The organism is Klebsiella sp. KTE92 (assembly GCF_000398905.1).
GTDB classification, from domain to species: Bacteria; Pseudomonadota; Gammaproteobacteria; order Enterobacterales; family Enterobacteriaceae; genus Klebsiella; species Klebsiella variicola.
The window spans coordinates 5,325,475-5,340,104 of sequence record NZ_KB976100.1; the positions used below are offsets into that span (position 1 = coordinate 5,325,475).

The 14,630-nt window shown below is 56.2% G+C and carries 15 protein-coding genes; 12 read left to right on the forward strand and 3 right to left on the reverse strand.

The genetic code is table 11. The annotated features are described in order from the left end of the window. Nucleotide 1 precedes the first annotated feature (1 nt). Entirely contained in the window at nucleotides 2-3,052 is a 3,051-nt protein-coding gene (fdnG, locus tag A1WC_RS00660; RefSeq protein ID WP_086512137.1) for a formate dehydrogenase-N subunit alpha, read from the reverse strand. Nucleotides 3,053-3,208: 156 nt separating this feature from the next. Here fdnG and fdhD point away from each other — a divergent pair, with 156 nt between their 5' ends. The 9 genes from fdhD (at nucleotide 3,209) to A1WC_RS00610 (ending at nucleotide 9,640) form a co-directional block, all read left to right on the forward strand. Further along, nucleotides 3,209-4,045: a formate dehydrogenase accessory sulfurtransferase FdhD gene (gene fdhD / locus A1WC_RS00650; RefSeq protein WP_012969233.1), complete on the forward strand. Its 837-nt coding sequence runs from the start codon at nucleotides 3,209-3,211 to the stop codon at nucleotides 4,043-4,045. Nucleotides 4,046-4,173: 128 nt separating this feature from the next. Beyond that, complete coding sequence (locus A1WC_RS00645; RefSeq protein WP_004127125.1) at nucleotides 4,174-4,386, forward strand: YdgH/BhsA/McbA-like domain containing protein; 213 nt, start codon at nucleotides 4,174-4,176, stop codon at nucleotides 4,384-4,386. A 393-nt stretch (nucleotides 4,387-4,779) separates the two neighbouring features. Then, nucleotides 4,780-5,760: a 6-phosphofructokinase gene (locus A1WC_RS00640; protein ID WP_016162037.1), complete on the forward strand. Its 981-nt coding sequence runs from the start codon at nucleotides 4,780-4,782 to the stop codon at nucleotides 5,758-5,760. Nucleotides 5,761-5,771: 11 nt separating this feature from the next. Continuing rightward, nucleotides 5,772-6,086 (forward strand): PTS sugar transporter subunit IIB, encoded by a 315-nt coding sequence (locus A1WC_RS00635; protein ID WP_004151864.1) that lies wholly within the window; start codon nucleotides 5,772-5,774, stop codon nucleotides 6,084-6,086. Next, nucleotides 6,079-7,446, forward strand: a complete 1,368-nt coding sequence (locus tag A1WC_RS00630; RefSeq protein WP_004203642.1) for a PTS sugar transporter subunit IIC — start codon at nucleotides 6,079-6,081, stop codon at nucleotides 7,444-7,446. The genes A1WC_RS00635 and A1WC_RS00630 overlap by 8 nt, the downstream gene beginning before the upstream one ends. After that, entirely contained in the window at nucleotides 7,433-8,275 is an 843-nt protein-coding gene (locus A1WC_RS00625; protein WP_008807896.1) for a class II fructose-bisphosphate aldolase, read from the forward strand. Before A1WC_RS00630 ends, A1WC_RS00625 begins: the two co-directional genes overlap by 14 nt. 58 nt (nucleotides 8,276-8,333) lie before the next feature. Next, nucleotides 8,334-8,603, forward strand: a complete 270-nt coding sequence (locus tag A1WC_RS00620) for a hypothetical protein (RefSeq protein ID WP_002882858.1) — start codon at nucleotides 8,334-8,336, stop codon at nucleotides 8,601-8,603. Between the two features lie 9 nt (nucleotides 8,604-8,612). Next, nucleotides 8,613-9,050, forward strand: coding sequence for a PTS sugar transporter subunit IIA (locus A1WC_RS00615; protein ID WP_008807895.1), 438 nt, complete (start codon nucleotides 8,613-8,615; stop codon nucleotides 9,048-9,050). Then, nucleotides 9,047-9,640 carry an AAA family ATPase gene (locus A1WC_RS00610; RefSeq protein WP_008807894.1) on the forward strand — a complete coding sequence of 198 codons (594 nt, stop codon included), beginning with the start codon at nucleotides 9,047-9,049 and terminating at the stop codon, nucleotides 9,638-9,640. The genes A1WC_RS00615 and A1WC_RS00610 overlap by 4 nt, the downstream gene beginning before the upstream one ends. Here the strand turns inward: A1WC_RS00610 and A1WC_RS00605 are convergent. Beyond that, nucleotides 9,637-9,960 (reverse strand): AzlD domain-containing protein, encoded by a 324-nt coding sequence (locus A1WC_RS00605; RefSeq protein ID WP_008807893.1) that lies wholly within the window; start codon nucleotides 9,958-9,960, stop codon nucleotides 9,637-9,639. The two genes, A1WC_RS00610 and A1WC_RS00605, sit on opposite strands and share 4 nt — an antisense overlap. Further along, the gene (locus A1WC_RS00600) at nucleotides 9,960-10,619 is read right to left on the reverse strand and encodes an AzlC family ABC transporter permease (protein WP_008807892.1); all 660 of its coding nucleotides are present in this window, start codon (nucleotides 10,617-10,619) and stop codon (nucleotides 9,960-9,962) included. The genes A1WC_RS00605 and A1WC_RS00600 overlap by 1 nt, the downstream gene beginning before the upstream one ends. Nucleotides 10,620-10,719: 100 nt before the next feature. Here A1WC_RS00600 and A1WC_RS00595 point away from each other — a divergent pair, with 100 nt between their 5' ends. The 3 genes from A1WC_RS00595 to A1WC_RS00585 all read left to right on the forward strand — a co-directional run bounded on the left by A1WC_RS00595 (nucleotide 10,720) and on the right by A1WC_RS00585 (nucleotide 14,590). Beyond that, a complete protein-coding gene (locus A1WC_RS00595) occupies nucleotides 10,720-11,268 on the forward strand; it encodes a helix-turn-helix domain-containing protein (RefSeq protein ID WP_002882865.1) in 549 nt (182 codons plus the stop codon). Between the two features lie 87 nt (nucleotides 11,269-11,355). Beyond that, nucleotides 11,356-12,351: a substrate-binding domain-containing protein gene (locus A1WC_RS00590; RefSeq protein WP_016162039.1), complete on the forward strand. Its 996-nt coding sequence runs from the start codon at nucleotides 11,356-11,358 to the stop codon at nucleotides 12,349-12,351. Between the two features lie 115 nt (nucleotides 12,352-12,466). Beyond that, nucleotides 12,467-14,590, forward strand: coding sequence for an alpha-galactosidase (locus A1WC_RS00585; RefSeq protein ID WP_016162040.1), 2,124 nt, complete (start codon nucleotides 12,467-12,469; stop codon nucleotides 14,588-14,590). Nucleotides 14,591-14,630 lie beyond the last annotated feature (40 nt).

Genomic DNA, 14,630 nt, shown 5'->3' on the forward strand with positions numbered 1-14,630 from the left:
GTTACACCTTTTCCACGTTCACGAGGAAAGCTTTGAACTCCGGTGTCTGCGTATTTGCATCACCGACGAACGGCGTCAGGGTATTAGCAATAAAGCCTTTTTTCGCTACGCCCTCATAGCCCCAGTGAATAGGAATGCCGATGGTATCGATATCCTTACCGTCAACTTTCAGCGTGCGAATACGCTTGGTCACCACTGCCTTGGCTTTGATATAGCCGCGGTTAGAGGAAACTTTCACGGTATCGCCGTGGCCGATGCCGAGCTTATTCGCCAGTTTTTCACCGATCTCCACAAACTGCTCCGGCTGCGCGATGGCGTTAAGCAACGCGTGCTTGGTCCAGTAGTGGAAGTGTTCGGTCAGGCGGTAAGTGGTGCCGACGTACGGGAATTTGTCCGCTTTGCCCATCTGCTCGAGATCGCCTTTGAAGACGCGAGCGGCCGGGTTAGAGACCACGTTCGGATGCAGCGGGTTAGTCCCCAGCGGCGTTTCAAACGGTTCGTAGTGTTCCGGGAACGGTCCTTCCGCCATCTTATCGATAGCGAACAGACGGCCCATCCCTTCCGGCTGCATGATAAACGGACCGACGTCGCTGCCAGGGGCGGCGGCGCTGTAGTCCGGAATATCCACGCCGCCCCATTTCGCGCCGTCCCACTTCAGCAACTGACGTTTAGGATCCCACGGTTTGCCCTGCGGGTCCGCGGAGGCGCGGTTATACAGGATGCGGCGGTTGAGCGGCCAGGCCCAGGCCCAACCCAGCGTGTTGCCGAGGCCTGACGGATCGGCGTTATCGCGGCGCGCCATCTGGTTGCCGTCCGGCGTCCAGCTACCGGCGAAGATCCAGCAGCCGCTGGAGGTGGTGCCATCATCGCGCAGCTGGGCAAAGGAGCTCAACTGCTGCCCTTTCTTAACGATCACCGCGCCGGTCGCCGGGTCGGTGATATCCGCCAGCGCTTTACCGTTGCTTTCCATCGCCACTTCTTCAGATGCCGGCTCGTGCGGAGTGGAGTAGTTCCACGTCATGTTGAGCACCGGCTCCGGCGCCGGGCCACCCTCGTCGGCATACATCTTACGCAGACGAGTGAAGATACCGGCGAGGATTTCACCATCGGTGACAGCGATCCCCGGGGCGTCCGCGCCTTTCCAGTGCCACTGCAGCCAGCGGCCGGAGTTGACGATCGACCCGTTCTCTTCAGCGAAACAGGTGGAGGGCAGGCGGAACACTTCGGTCTGGATTTTCGACGGGTCAACATCGTTCGACTCACCGTGGTTTTGCCAGAAGGTGGACGTTTCGGTGTTCAACGGGTCGATGGTCACAAGGAACTTCAGCTTCGACAGAGAAGCCACCACCTTGTTTTTGTTCGGGAACGAGGCGACCGGGTTAAAGCCCTGGCAAATATAGCCATTCACTTTGCCCTGATTCATCATCTCGAAATACTGCAGAACGTCGTAGCTCTTATCCCACTTCGGCAGCCAGTCAAAGCCCCAGCTGTTTTCTGCCGTAGCTTTGTCGCCGAAGAAGGCTTTCATCATGGAGACGAAGAACTTCGGATAGTTGCCCCAGTAGTTGACCTGGTCTTTCAGCAGCGGCTTCGGCGTGTTAGCCGTCAGGTAGGTCTGCAGGTCGGCCTGTTTTTCATTCGGCAGCGACATGTAGCCCGGCAGGCTGGTGGAGAGCAGGCCGAGGTCGGTCAGACCCTGGATATTGGAGTGACCGCGCAGGGCGTTGACACCGCCGCCGGCCATCCCCATGTTGCCGAGCAGCAGCTGGATCATCGCCATGGTGCGGATGTTCTGTGCGCCGATGGAGTGCTGGGTCCAGCCGAGAGCATACAGGAACGACGCGGTCTTATCCGGCGCGCTGGTTTCGGCAATGTATTCGCAAACTTTAAGGAAGTCGGCCTTCGGCGTACCGCAGATGTTTTCGACTACATCCGGGGTATAACGAGAAACGTGCTGCTTCAGCAGGTTCCAGACGCAGCGCGGATGTTGCAGCGTGGTATCGCGTTTGGCGAAGCCGTTCTCATCCAGCTCATAGTTCCAGCTGGTTTTGTCGTACTGGCGTTTTTCTGCGTTATAGCCGCTGAACAGCCCGTCGTCGAAGCTATAGTCCTCACGCACGATCAGGCTGGCGTTGGTGTAGGCTTCGGTGTATTCGCGGTTGAATTTTTCGTTATTCAGCAGGTACAGGATCACGCCCGACAGGAAGGTAATGTCGGTACCGGAACGAATCGGGGTATAGAAATCTGCCACCGATGCCGTACGCGTAAAGCGCGGATCGATAACGATGAGCTTGGCGCCATTATGAATTTTGGCTTCCATCGCCCAGCGGAACCCCACCGGATGCGCTTCTGCGGCGTTACCGCCCATCACCACGATCAGGTTGGCGTTCTTAATATCCACCCAGTGGTTGGTCATCGCACCGCGACCAAATGTTGGAGCAAGACTTGCTACCGTTGGTCCGTGTCAAACACGCGCCTGGTTATCCACCGCCAGCATCCCGAGGGCGCGGGTGAATTTTTGCGTTAAATAACCGGTTTCGTTACTGGAGGCGGAGGCGCACAGCATCCCGGTGGTCAACCAGCGGTTGACGGTGGTGCCGGCGTCGTTTTGCGCGATAAAGTTGGCGTCGCGGTCCTCTTTCATCAGCTTGGCGATGCGATCAAACGCTTCGTCCCAGCTGATTTGCTGCCATTTATCGGAACCTGGCGCGCGATATTCCGGGAATTTCAGGCGGCTTTCAGAATGGATAAAGTCCACCAGACCGGCCCCTTTCGGGCAGAGCGCACCACGGTTAACCGGATGATCCGGATCGCCTTCGATATGGAAAATGGATGCTTTGGCGTTTTTTGCGCCGTCGCCGAGGCTATACATCAACAGCCCACAGCCGACAGAACAGTATGTACAGGTGTTACGGGTTTCGCGCGTGCGCAGCAATTTGTACTGCCGTGTCTCCGCGAGCGCAGTTGCCGGGGCAAAGCCCAGCGCTGCTGCCGTGGTTCCCGCCATACCGCCAGCGCAGATCTTAAAGAACTGCCTTCTGCTGACCTGCATGGTTCGCTCCTTGTTTCGACATTGTCACATGTAGTTATTTGCTTTGCGGTGAAGGCCGCAAAGGTTCAGAATTAGGGCTAATTTCCCTCATTCCTGAAGGGATAAAAACAGAATACCACATTGTGTGTATGCCTGTTCCAATACGGTTAAAGCAAAGTGAACAAGAAGCCTCTCGAACAAATCAAAAATGTGACGAATGTCACAGGATATCGCCAGGTCTCCCTCTGGAAACGCGAGGATCTGCAACACCCTCAGCCAGACGAGTTAGCCGAAGAAATTCCCGTCGCGCTGGTCTACAACGGTATCTCCCATGTGGTGATGATGGCCACGCCGAAAGACCTGGAGCAATTCGCCGTCGGCTTTTCCTTATCCGAAGGGATTATCGAGCATCGGCGGGAGATTTTCGGCATGGACGTGGTGTCGGTGTGCAATGGCCTTGAGGTACAGATTGAGCTCTCCAGCCGACGTTTTATGGGGCTCAAAGCCCGGCGTCGCGCGCTGGCCGGGCGCACCGGCTGCGGGGTATGCGGCGTCGAGCAGCTCAATGATATTGGTAAGCCAGTTCAGCCGCTACCGTTCACTCAGACGTTCGATCTAGCCAACCTCGACCACGCCCTGGCGCATCTTAACGACTTTCAACCGGTCGGCCGGCTCACCGGCTGTACCCATGCGGCTGCCTGGGTCAGGACGACTGGCGAGCTGGCGGGCGGTTTTGAAGACGTTGGCCGGCATGTCGCCCTGGATAAACTGCTGGGCCAGCGCGCGGAAATTGGCGAGGACTGGCAGCATGGCGCCGCGCTGGTCTCCAGCCGCGCCAGCTATGAAATGGTGCAGAAGGCCGCGATGTGCGGCGTCGAGATCCTGTTCGCGGTCTCGGCGGCCACCACCTTAGCGGTGGAAGTGGCCGAGCGCTGCAATCTGACGCTGGTGGGCTTTTGCAAGCCGGGCAGGGCGACAGTTTACACCCATCCGCAGCGTTTAATTGCGGGTTAAATATCGATCAATAAATTTGAACAATGACAGCAAATCCTTCCGCTTTTTGTTTAGCGATGTGCGGGCTACTATTTAACACATCAAGGCACGGCGCCTTATCTAAACAACTAAATGAAAGGGTTTATATCATGAAAAGCATCAAAACTTTTGTCGCAGTAATCGCACTGGCCGCTTCTTTTGGTTCATTCGCTGCTGAAACCGTGACTGCAACCGCTGCCACGATGGATGGTGCGGAAGCGAAAATCGCTGCTCAGGCGCAGGCTGCTGGCGCTTCGTCTTACAAAATTACCGAAGCCTTTACCGGCAACCGCGTGCATATGACTGCGGAACTGAACAAATAAGCATAAAGTTACTGTCGAAAGAGCGCCTTAGGGCGCTTTTTTTGTTTCGCTTCCCGCATCGGCGAAATTACCCGATATTCCCCTCTGCTACGAAAAAATGTGGCAGTAATCACGTTTCCGCTCTTTTCTTAAATCCCCATATTAACGGCAAAGGAAAGGTCTGCACGCCTGAATATCTCGATATTTTAACGCTATGAAATATAAAGATATTAAAAACAGAAAGCGATGGCGATCACCCTCTTTAAATGAGATGTTTATCACAGAAATAAGCATGTCACTGCTACTGTCAACCATTCACTGACGTAATTTAATACGCATTATGTGATCTTTATTGCAAATAGAAGGCTTGTACTCAGGGAAAAATGTTGTCAGGCAAATGAGCGAGGAAGCGTCATGAAAATTGGCATCGTTATTAGCGGCGGGGATGTTTCGGGAATGAATAATTTTATATTCCAGGTAGCCAGGCAGGCTAATGCCGATATCACGCTGTTTAATGGCGGTATTCCAGGGCTACTGGAGAAAAATCATCAGGATATGGCGTGGCGCGATCTGGTTGATTTCTCCATTACCGCGGTGCCGATCATTACCTCGGGGCGAACCAGTCGCAAACTGCAGCGCAGTGAATATGAAAGCATTGCTAAAAAACTTAAATCTCTGCGTATTGATGTGCTCATTATGGCCGGGGGGGATGGCAGCCTGCAGTTTCTGAATACCCTTAGTGAATTTGAGATTAATTGCTTTGGTGTCGGGATGACTATCGATAATGATGTGTATGGCAGTGATTATACGATTGGTTTTTCCACGGCCTGTGAGCAAATTATTAAAGAAGTCTCCCGTTTAAGAAATACCGGAAGAGCGCTGCCGGGTCGGGTTTTTATGGTTGAGATATTAGGAGGCTATTGTGGAGAACTAACGTTACAGTCCGCCATTAAATGTAATGCTGATATTGCCCTGATCCCGGAGGCACAGATGCCGCTGACCATGCTTGCGGAACGGATTACCCGGAAGCTGAGCACGCAAAATAGCGTCGTGATCCTCTGCTCAGAAGGCTATACCAAAGAGTACTCTCCCGGCTTTCAGGGGGCGATTGATACCATGATTAAACAGCTGGAACCACAAATAGGTGTCCGTATCCGTAAAACGATCGTCGGCTATGGTTTACGCAGCGGTGATCCAACCTGTGAAGAGATTTATCAGGGTACCATTATGGCCAGTGAAGTGGTTCGCTGTATTCAGTCAGGTATGAAAAATAAAGCCATAATAATTAATTCCAGTAACAAACCTATTCCGATTGATTTAGTCAGTATGAAAAAACGTCTGGTCGATACTGAAGGACATCATTATAAACTTGCCAAGCAACTCAATATTATTTGAGGAGACCCTCCATGCTGAAAATTTTATGCGTATGTGGCTGCGGCCTCGGTTCAAGCTTTGCCATTGAAATGACGGCGAAGGCAGTTTTAAAGAAGCTGGAAATTCCCGCTCATATTGAACACACCACCGTTTCCGAAGCTGGGGCCTTTAAATCGGATATGATTCTGACGCAAAAAACCTTTGCCGACATCTTAACCGCCGATGCCAGTGAAGAAGAAATTAAACGTGTCGTGGTATTGAATAAACTTACTGATAAAGAGGAGATTGAAACCAAGATCGTCGCATTCTTAAAAGAACGTCATCTGAAGGTGGCTGATTATGAATAGCTTCGTTGCGTTTATCGTTAAGGATTTACTCGGCCAGGCATCCATCCTTATTGCTTTTATTGCCATGCTTGGCCTGATCCTGCAAAAGAAATCGCCAGGCAAAACCGCGGAAGGGACATTTAAAACGCTGCTCGGTTTCTTAATTATGATGGCCGGGATAAACATCATTGTCGCCACCCTGACCTTCCTGAATGATATCTTCACCCAGGGGTTTGGCATGAAAGGCTACATTACCGATGTGGCCGCCATCGCCGGGTTAGCGAATCGGGAATTAGGTTCGGAAGTGGCGCTGACGCTGCTGGTGATCTTTGCCGTCAATATTATTATCGCCCGTCTGACGCCGCTGAAATATATTTTCCTGACCGGCCAGGCGCTACTGTGGATGGCGACAATTGGGGCTGTGATTGGCTATAAGTCCGGGCTCACTGGCGTACCGCTGATTTTAACCGGGGGTATCTTCGGCGGTGTGATGGCGGTCTTAATGCCGGCCCTGGCGCAGCCGGTGGTCAGGCGCATTACCGGGTCTGACGATGTGGCCCTGGGGCACTTCTGTACCATCGGCTATCTGGTGCAGGCTGCGGTCGCTAAAGTTGTCGGAAAAGGCTCTCGCTCCACGGAAGATCTCGAACTGCCTGATAACTTTAAGTTTCTGCAGGATACCTATCTGGCCATGGCGGTGGTGATGGTGCCGATGTATCTCATCCCGGCTATTGCGGCGGGGCCGCAGTACATCGCGCAATTCTCCGGCGGCATTAATTACCTGATGTATGCCTTCATGCAGTCCATTCAGTTTGTCGCCGGGGTCTTTGTCCTCTATAGCGGTGTGCGTTTATTACTCAATGAGCTGGTGCCGGCTTTTCGCGGTATCGCGATGCGTATTGTCCCGGATGCAAAGCCTGCTCTCGATTGCCCGGTGCTGTTTCCCTATGCGCCAAATGCGGTGATTGTCGGATTTCTGGCGACGACTGTCGGCTCGATTATCGGCATGCTGGTTTTCCCGATGTTCGGTCTGGCGATGATCCTCCCCGGGCTGTTAACCAACTTTTTCGCCGGCGGTACGGCAGGGGTATTTGGTAATGCGCTGGGCGGACGTCGCGGGGCGATGATCGGCGGGGTTATCCACGGTCTGTTTATCACTTTTCTGCCGGCTATTCTGGTGCCCATGCTGGAGAGCTACGGCTTTACGGGCGTCACCTTCAGCGATTCTGACGTCATCAGCTCCGGTCTGGTATTAGGCCACGCCTTCCAGAATAACTGGCTCTTTGTCGCCTTGTTTATTGTGTTTGTCGCCGCACTGGCATGGTTTGTAAACGGTAAATCCGCTAAGCCGAAAGGGGAAAATGTTCATGAGTCTGTATAATTTTAATGAGATTTTAAACATCGCTCAGGAAAGAAATTTTAAAGCGATTGGCTCGTTTAACTTGCACTGTATTGAGATGTTACCGGCTTTTTTCAAAGCCGCGCAAAACAGCCACAGCCCATTAATGATCCAAATATCAACCGGTACCGCAGAGTATCTGGGGTATCGGTTACTGGTCGATGCCGTGCGTTCATTAGCAGACAGTGAAAATATCCCGACCTGCCTGCACCTCGATCACTGCTCCGATATTAAAGCCATCGAGACGGCAATGAATGCGGGCTTTTCTTCGGTGATGTACGACGGGTCTCACTTAAGCCTCGAGGAAAATATCGGTAACACGCGGATTGTGGTGGAAATGGCCCGGCCGCGGAATATTACGGTAGAAGGTGAGCTGGGGGCGATCGGCGGGTCAGAGGATGGAAAAGCGGTGGCTGCCGAAGATATCTGTTTTACTACCGTCGACGACGCGAAACGTTTTGTGGAGGAGACGCAGGTCGATATGCTGGCCGTCTCGGTGGGCACTGTGCATGGCCTGTACACCGGTAAAGCGCAGATACAGCATGCGCGGCTGAAGGCGATAAGCGAAGCGACTGGCGTGCCGCTGGTGCTGCATGGCGGCACAGGCGTTAGTGACGACGATATGCGGCTGGCCGTCACTGAAGGGATTAATAAAGTGAACGTCGGAACGGAAATGAACGTGCAGTGGGTCGACCGCTGTAAATCAACGTTCGAGAAAGGAAAAGTAAATGACAGCGTACGGAAATTTTTAATTCCCGCCAACCAGGCAGTGACTGCCGTATTAATGGAAAAAATGGCGCTATTTAAATAGCGTTTTTACCGACACATATCTTTTGTTGCCCTGTCTTCCGCCAGGGAGGGAGCTTGCTATGTTTGAATCATTGAAAACGCTGTGGAAAAAAGAGCAAAACCCGCTGCAGGATTATGATCAACAGTCCCGTCAGCTGGCGGAAGAGATCGCCAGACTGGAAGGCGAATTACAGCGCCAGCCCGATAATAGCGACGTGCAAAAAACATTGATGTTGACTTACAACCGGGCATTATCGGTATATGCCAAGAGTAAGAGCCACCGGCAGGATATCGATGCGCTGTTTCTGCAGATTGATAATTTACGCAATATTATTCGTCGCAATATCTAGGAACAGAGAATGACCATAAAAGAACTGCTTATTGAGGCCGATGCCATTCAGGTTGGCGTTGTGGAATCCGACTGGCAGCGGGTAATAAAGTTGGCTGCCCGCCCGCTGGAGGCGAAAGGCTTTATTTCGGCGGAATATAGCCAGGCGGTGATCGATAATACCTTGAATCATGGCGCTTATTACGTTTTTGATGAAGGGATTGCCATCCCCCATGCCCGCCCCGAGTGCGGCGTCAGACGCAACTGCTTTAGCCTGGTGGTGCTGAAAAAGCCCATCCCGTTTGCGGACAGTGAAAAGGCGGACATTGTTATTATGTTTGGTGCCCGGGACAGCAATGCGCATATCGAGGAGGGCATCCGTTCCATCGTCGCGCTGCTGGATAACAATGACACCATGGCCAAACTGCGGACGGCCCGCAGCCGGGAGGAGGTCGTCGCATTACTATGAACAGACATCTGACCCCAGGCTGCAAAACGGCCATATTAATCAACGGCATTCCGGCGTCGGGGAAGAGCACCATCACCCGTTTGCTGGCGGAGACCTTTAGCCTGCCAGTGTTGACGATCGACGGCATCAAAGAGCCGTTTATGGCGCGCCTGGCCCCTGTCGACCGGCCGATGAATCGCCAGCTGGGCTGTGCGGCGTATGAGGTGATTTGGTCGATTGTCGGCGCGTCGCCTGCCAGCATGGTTTGGTTGATCGACGCCTGGTTCGGTTTTCAGCCGCGGGAGACCTTGCAGCGACTGCTACAGCAGGCGGGCGTGGAGCAGGTAATTGAGATCTGGAACCATATCACCCCGGAGCTGGCCGTCGCACGCTATGCCTCGCGGCTGGCGACGCGGCCGCCGGGCCACCCCGGCGAGGAGTATCTGCCGGAGCTGGCCCAGCTGGCCGGGCGGGCGCAGCCCATGTCTTTAGGGCCCGTATTGACGATAGACCAGCGGTATCCGCTGGAGATAAAACCGATTATTCACTGGCTTGAAGGCACGATCGCTGGAAAGCACGCCGGTTTGGCGGATTACGCTTACCCGCCCTAAGGCATACCCGCCAGGCGCAGCAGCGCGGTCACCACGGCGGCGGCGATAATCACGCCGATCAGCGGGACCTTGCGCCAGGCGAGGAACACGGCGACAGCCACACCCAGAACGCGCGCCATGCCGGCGAAATGCGCCCCTTCATAGAAGGTGGTGGCCAGGGCGACGGAAAAAAGCAGCACCGTCGCCGCATCGGAAAGCAGCGCCTGCGAGCGCTCGGAAAATGCCAGCCGATTGCCGAGCTTCGCGCCGCCGAGGCGCATCAGATAGGTTCCCAGCGACAGGATGGCGATACCGGCGATAAACAGCGTCATATTGCCCATTATTTTTTTCTCGACAGTAAACCAAACAGCGAAAGCAGCACCGGCAGCCCGGTGGGCACAAACGGTACGGCGGCAAGCGCAAGTGCGGCGCCGCTGGCGGCGCGGATCAGCGTAGTGCGGTTTTTAAAGGCCGGGATCACCAGCGCCAGCAGGATCGCCGGGAAGACCGCATCAAGCCCGATGGTTTCCGGCGCTGGCAGCAGTTTGCCGACGGCCGCGCCGGTTAGCGTGCCGAGGGGCCAGATCAGCGCGACGCCGGCGCCGCACAGCCAGTAGGCCGCTTTGCGCTGCGCAGGGGTGGGCTGCGACAAGCCAAAGACCACGCTCTCGTCGTTCATAATGTGGCACCCGATAAAGCTTAAGGCGCGCCGACCAACCAGTTCGCGCACGGTCACCCCGAACGGGATATGGCGCGCGTTGACTAACAGGCCAGCGGCAGCGGCGGCCAGTGGGCTACCGCCGCTGGCGATAATGCCGATAAACATGAATTCAGAAGCGCCTGCCAGCACGGACACCGAAAGCAAGAGCGGCACCCATAAGGGGAAGCCGTAAGCCACCGCCAGCGACCCATAGGACATACCCACCACCCCGACGGCAAGGCAGACCAAAACGATCGCTTTTATCGTGTCTCCGCTGAGACTGGAGAGAGTTTGTTTCATATCATTTAGCCATATCGAACGAATTTCCATTATAATGAACACATAATAATCGTTTTTCAAGGCGAACGAATCGTTCGATATAAAAAACAAAGGGGCGGGTATGACACAGCCAATCAGCGTTATTGCCAAAAGCCTGGTGCGGGAGCGGGCGCGGACCGGTCTCTCGCTGGCGGAAGTCGCGCGTCGGGCGGGTATCGCAAAATCCACGCTATCGCAACTGGAGTCCGGCAACGGCAATCCGAGTCTGGAAACGCTGTGGTCGCTCTGCGTGGCGCTGGATATCCCGTTTGCCCGCCTGCTTGAGCCGCAGGTGAACAAAACGCAGGTGATCCGCCGCGGAGAGGGGACAAAGGTGGTGGCGGAGCAGGCGAACTATCAGGCCATTTTGCTGGCCGCTTGTCCGCCAGGCGCGCGTCGGGACATCTATTTACTGTTAACCCAGCCCGGCGCCGATCGTATTTCGCATCCGCATCCGCCAGGCTCGGTGGAACATATTATCGTCACCCAGGGGCGGGCGCGGGTAGGGCTGACGTCGGCGCCGGAAGAGCTCGGCGAGGGCGACTATATCTGCTACCCGGCGGATCAGGAGCATGTTTTTCAGGCGCTGGAACCGGATACGCAGGCTCTGCTGATCGCTGAGCAAAACTGACATCGCGTCGGCGGGGGACGCGCGCTCGCTGGACGTCATAGCCATATTGCGGGAAACTAGCTTTCCTATGCGAAAACAGGGATTTTTATGTCGCTGAAAGCCATTGCCAAACAACTTGGGATCTCCGTCACGACCGTCAGCCGGGCGTTGAACGGCTATGACGATGTGTCACAGGAGACCCGCGCCCGGGTTGAGGCTGAAGCGCAGCGCCGGGGCTATCGCCCCAACACTTTCGCCCGCCGTCTGAAAATGGGCACCATTGATGCCGTTGGTCTTGTCTTCCCTGTCCGCCCCGCGCCGCTCAACAATAACGTTTTTCTCGAGATGGTCGGGGAGATCAGCCATGAGCTGGCGCGCCATGACATTGATTTGTTGCTGATCGCCGATGATGAACAGTCGGATAAACATGGCTATATGCGCATGGTGCAGGGCCGTCGCGTCGACGCTTTAATCGTGGCCCATACCCTGGATGACGATCCGCGGCTGGCGCAGCTGCAGGCCTCAGGCTTTCCGTTTCTGGCGCTTGGCCGTAGCCGCCTGGCACAGCCCTACGCCTGGTTTGATTTCGATAACTATGCCGGCACCTGCCGCGCCACCCGCCATCTGATTCAACAGGGCCACCAGCGTATCGCGCTGTTGGGCGAGAACAACAATCAGGCGTTTATTTTGCAACGGCGTAACGGCTACCTCGATGCTCTGCGCGAGGCGGGGTTATCCGATGCGTGGCTGCGTAGCGTGCCGGCGACGCGCCGCGGCGGCTATCAGGCCACGCTGGAGCTGCTGCGTCTGCCGGAGCCGCCCACCGCGATCATCACCGACTGCAACACCCATGGCGATGGCGCCGCCATGGCGCTCGCCCATCTGGGCCGTTTAACCGGCGACAACCGCGTCGCCCTGGTGGTGTATGACGGGCTGCCGCAGGACAGCATCATAGAGACCGATGTCGCCGCGGTGATCCAGTCCACGCGCCAGGGCGTGGGGCGGCAGATTGCCGATATGGTCCGCCGCTTAATTGCTGGCGAGGATCTGGCCTCGCTGCAGGTGCTCTGGCAGCCCGAATTCATCCCCGGCGAAACTGCCTGACCTGACCCCTTTTTAACCCGTAATTCTGAAGCCGATCACGGATCCGAAACGTTTTGGTTGGCATCCGAAACGTTTCGGATCAACAGTAAGACATTCCTTGTTATGGAGATGTCTGATGTCTGATTCGCTGATTCACCTGCAAAGCGCCGGTGCCGATGTTGTCATTAAAACTCGCCCTTTCGCCGAAATTGTCTACTGGGGGCCACATTTAAGCCACTTTTCACCGCAGGATGCCGACAGCCTGACGCGCCCGGTCGCCAACGGCAGACTGGATGTCGATTCGCCAGTGACCTTAATGGCGGAGCTGGGCCATGGCCTGTTTGGCGCGCCGGGCATTGAAGGCCATCGTCAGGGTCTGGATGCCTCTCCGCTGTTCACCACCAGCGAAGTGCGGCACGAGGGCCAGACGCTGACCCTGGTCAGCGAAGATCCACAGGCCGGCCTGCGTCTGCACAGCGAGATCGCGCTGGATGCCAGCGGCGTGCTGATCGTGCGCCATGGCGTGACCAATCTGCGCGCCAGCCCATGGCAGGTGGATCGCCTGGCGGTCACATTGCCGGTCGCCGAACGCGCTCGCGAGGTGATGGCTTTCCATGGCCGCTGGATCCGCGAGTTCCAGCCTCACCGCCTGACGCTGGAGCACGACAGCTTTGTGCTGGAGAACCGCCGCGGGCGCACCTCTCACGAACATTTCCCGGCCCTGATCACCGGCAGCCGCGCCTTTAGCGAGATGCAGGGTGAAGTCTGGGGCGTACATCTGGCCTGGAGCGGTAACCATCGCCTGCGGGCAGAGGTGAAAACCGATGGCCGCCGCTATCTGCAGGCCGAGGCGCTCTATCTGCCGGGCGAAATGGCGCTGGCGGAAGGGGAAACCTTGTGGACGCCGTACCTGTATGCCAGCTACTCGGCGAACGGGCTGAACGGCATGAGCCAGCAGTTCCATCGTTATCTGCGCGAACGGATTATTCGCTTCCCGGGCAACAAGCCGCGTCCGGTGCATCTCAACACCTGGGAGGGGATCTATTTCGACCACGACCCGGACTACATCATGCGTATGGCTGACGAGGCGGCGGCGCTGGGCGTCGAGCGCTTTATTATCGATGACGGCTGGTTTAAAGGGCGCAACGACGACTGGGCGGCGCTTGGGGACTGGTATCTTGATGAGAAAAAATACCCCTACGGCCTGACGCCGGTTATTGATCACGTGAAATCGCTGGGGATGGAATTCGGTATTTGGGTGGAGCCGGAAATGATTAACCCGGACTCCGATCTGTACCGGGCGCACCCGGACTGGGTGCTGGCGCTGCCGGGCTATACCCCGCTGACCGGCCGCCATCAGTTTGTCCTGAATCTCAACATTCCGGAAGCGTTTGATTATCTGCTGGAGCGGATGAGCTGGCTGCTGGGCGAGCACGCGGTGGACTACGTGAAGTGGGATATGAACCGCGAGCTGGTGCAGCCTGGGCATCAGGGACGCGCCGCCGCGGACGCGCAAACGCGCCAGTTCTACCGCCTGCTGGATACGCTGGTGGCCCGTTTCCCGCACATTGAATTTGAATCCTGCTCCTCCGGGGGCGGGCGGATCGATTATGAAGTCCTCAAGCGCAGCCATCGCTTCTGGGCGTCTGACAACAATGACGCCCTTGAGCGCAACACCATCCAGCGCGGCATGAGCTACTTCTTCCCGCCGGAGGTGATGGGCGCGCATATCGGCAACCGCCACTGTCATGCCACTTTCCGCCAGCACAGTATCGCCTTTCGCGGCCTGACGGCGCTGTTTGGTCATATGGGACTTGAGCTGGATCCGGTGAGCGCTGATGAAGAAGAGCGCGCCGGATACCGGAAATATGCGGCCCTGCATAAGCAGTGGCGCGACGTGATCCATCACGGCGTGCAGTGGCGGATGGATATGCCGGACGCTACCACCCTTGCCCATGGCGTCGTCAGCCCGGATAAAGCGCAGGCGATTTTCCTCGTCAGCCAGCTGGCGATGCCGGACTACACCCTGATGGCGCCGCTGCGCCTGGCGGGGCTGGAGGCGAACGCCCGCTATCAGGTGACGCTCCTCGATCATCCGAACATTCAGATCACCGGCGAGGGTGGCCACACCATGCGGAAGCTGCCGGCATGGATGACGACGCCGCAGACGGTGAGCGGTGAGTGGCTACAGCAGGCGGGGCTGGCGCTGCCCATCCTCGACCCGGAAAGCGCCATTCTGATTGGCCTGCAACGCGTGTGATGGTATCGGGCCGCGTCGCGGCCCTTCTTGAGGAAAATAT

What these genes read in the sequence shown, in the direction of transcription:
- A1WC_RS00645 (WP_004127125.1), top strand. Translation starts at nt 4,174, where the DNA reads ATGAAAAGCATCAAAACTTTTGTCGCAGTAATCGCACTGGCCGCTTCT.
- A1WC_RS00640 (WP_016162037.1), top strand. Translation starts at nt 4,780, where the DNA reads ATGAAAATTGGCATCGTTATTAGCGGCGGGGATGTTTCGGGAATGAAT.
- A1WC_RS00635 (WP_004151864.1), top strand. Translation starts at nt 5,772, where the DNA reads ATGCTGAAAATTTTATGCGTATGTGGCTGCGGCCTCGGTTCAAGCTTT.
- A1WC_RS00630 (WP_004203642.1), top strand. Translation starts at nt 6,079, where the DNA reads ATGAATAGCTTCGTTGCGTTTATCGTTAAGGATTTACTCGGCCAGGCA.
- A1WC_RS00625 (WP_008807896.1), top strand. Translation starts at nt 7,433, where the DNA reads ATGAGTCTGTATAATTTTAATGAGATTTTAAACATCGCTCAGGAAAGA.
- A1WC_RS00620 (WP_002882858.1), top strand. Translation starts at nt 8,334, where the DNA reads ATGTTTGAATCATTGAAAACGCTGTGGAAAAAAGAGCAAAACCCGCTG.
- A1WC_RS00615 (WP_008807895.1), top strand. Translation starts at nt 8,613, where the DNA reads ATGACCATAAAAGAACTGCTTATTGAGGCCGATGCCATTCAGGTTGGC.
- A1WC_RS00610 (WP_008807894.1), top strand. Translation starts at nt 9,047, where the DNA reads ATGAACAGACATCTGACCCCAGGCTGCAAAACGGCCATATTAATCAAC.
- A1WC_RS00605 (WP_008807893.1), bottom strand. Translation starts at nt 9,960, where the DNA reads ATGGGCAATATGACGCTGTTTATCGCCGGTATCGCCATCCTGTCGCTG.
- A1WC_RS00600 (WP_008807892.1), bottom strand. Translation starts at nt 10,619, where the DNA reads ATGAAACAAACTCTCTCCAGTCTCAGCGGAGACACGATAAAAGCGATC.
- A1WC_RS00595 (WP_002882865.1), top strand. Translation starts at nt 10,720, where the DNA reads ATGACACAGCCAATCAGCGTTATTGCCAAAAGCCTGGTGCGGGAGCGG.
- A1WC_RS00590 (WP_016162039.1), top strand. Translation starts at nt 11,356, where the DNA reads ATGTCGCTGAAAGCCATTGCCAAACAACTTGGGATCTCCGTCACGACC.
- A1WC_RS00585 (WP_016162040.1), top strand. Translation starts at nt 12,467, where the DNA reads ATGTCTGATTCGCTGATTCACCTGCAAAGCGCCGGTGCCGATGTTGTC.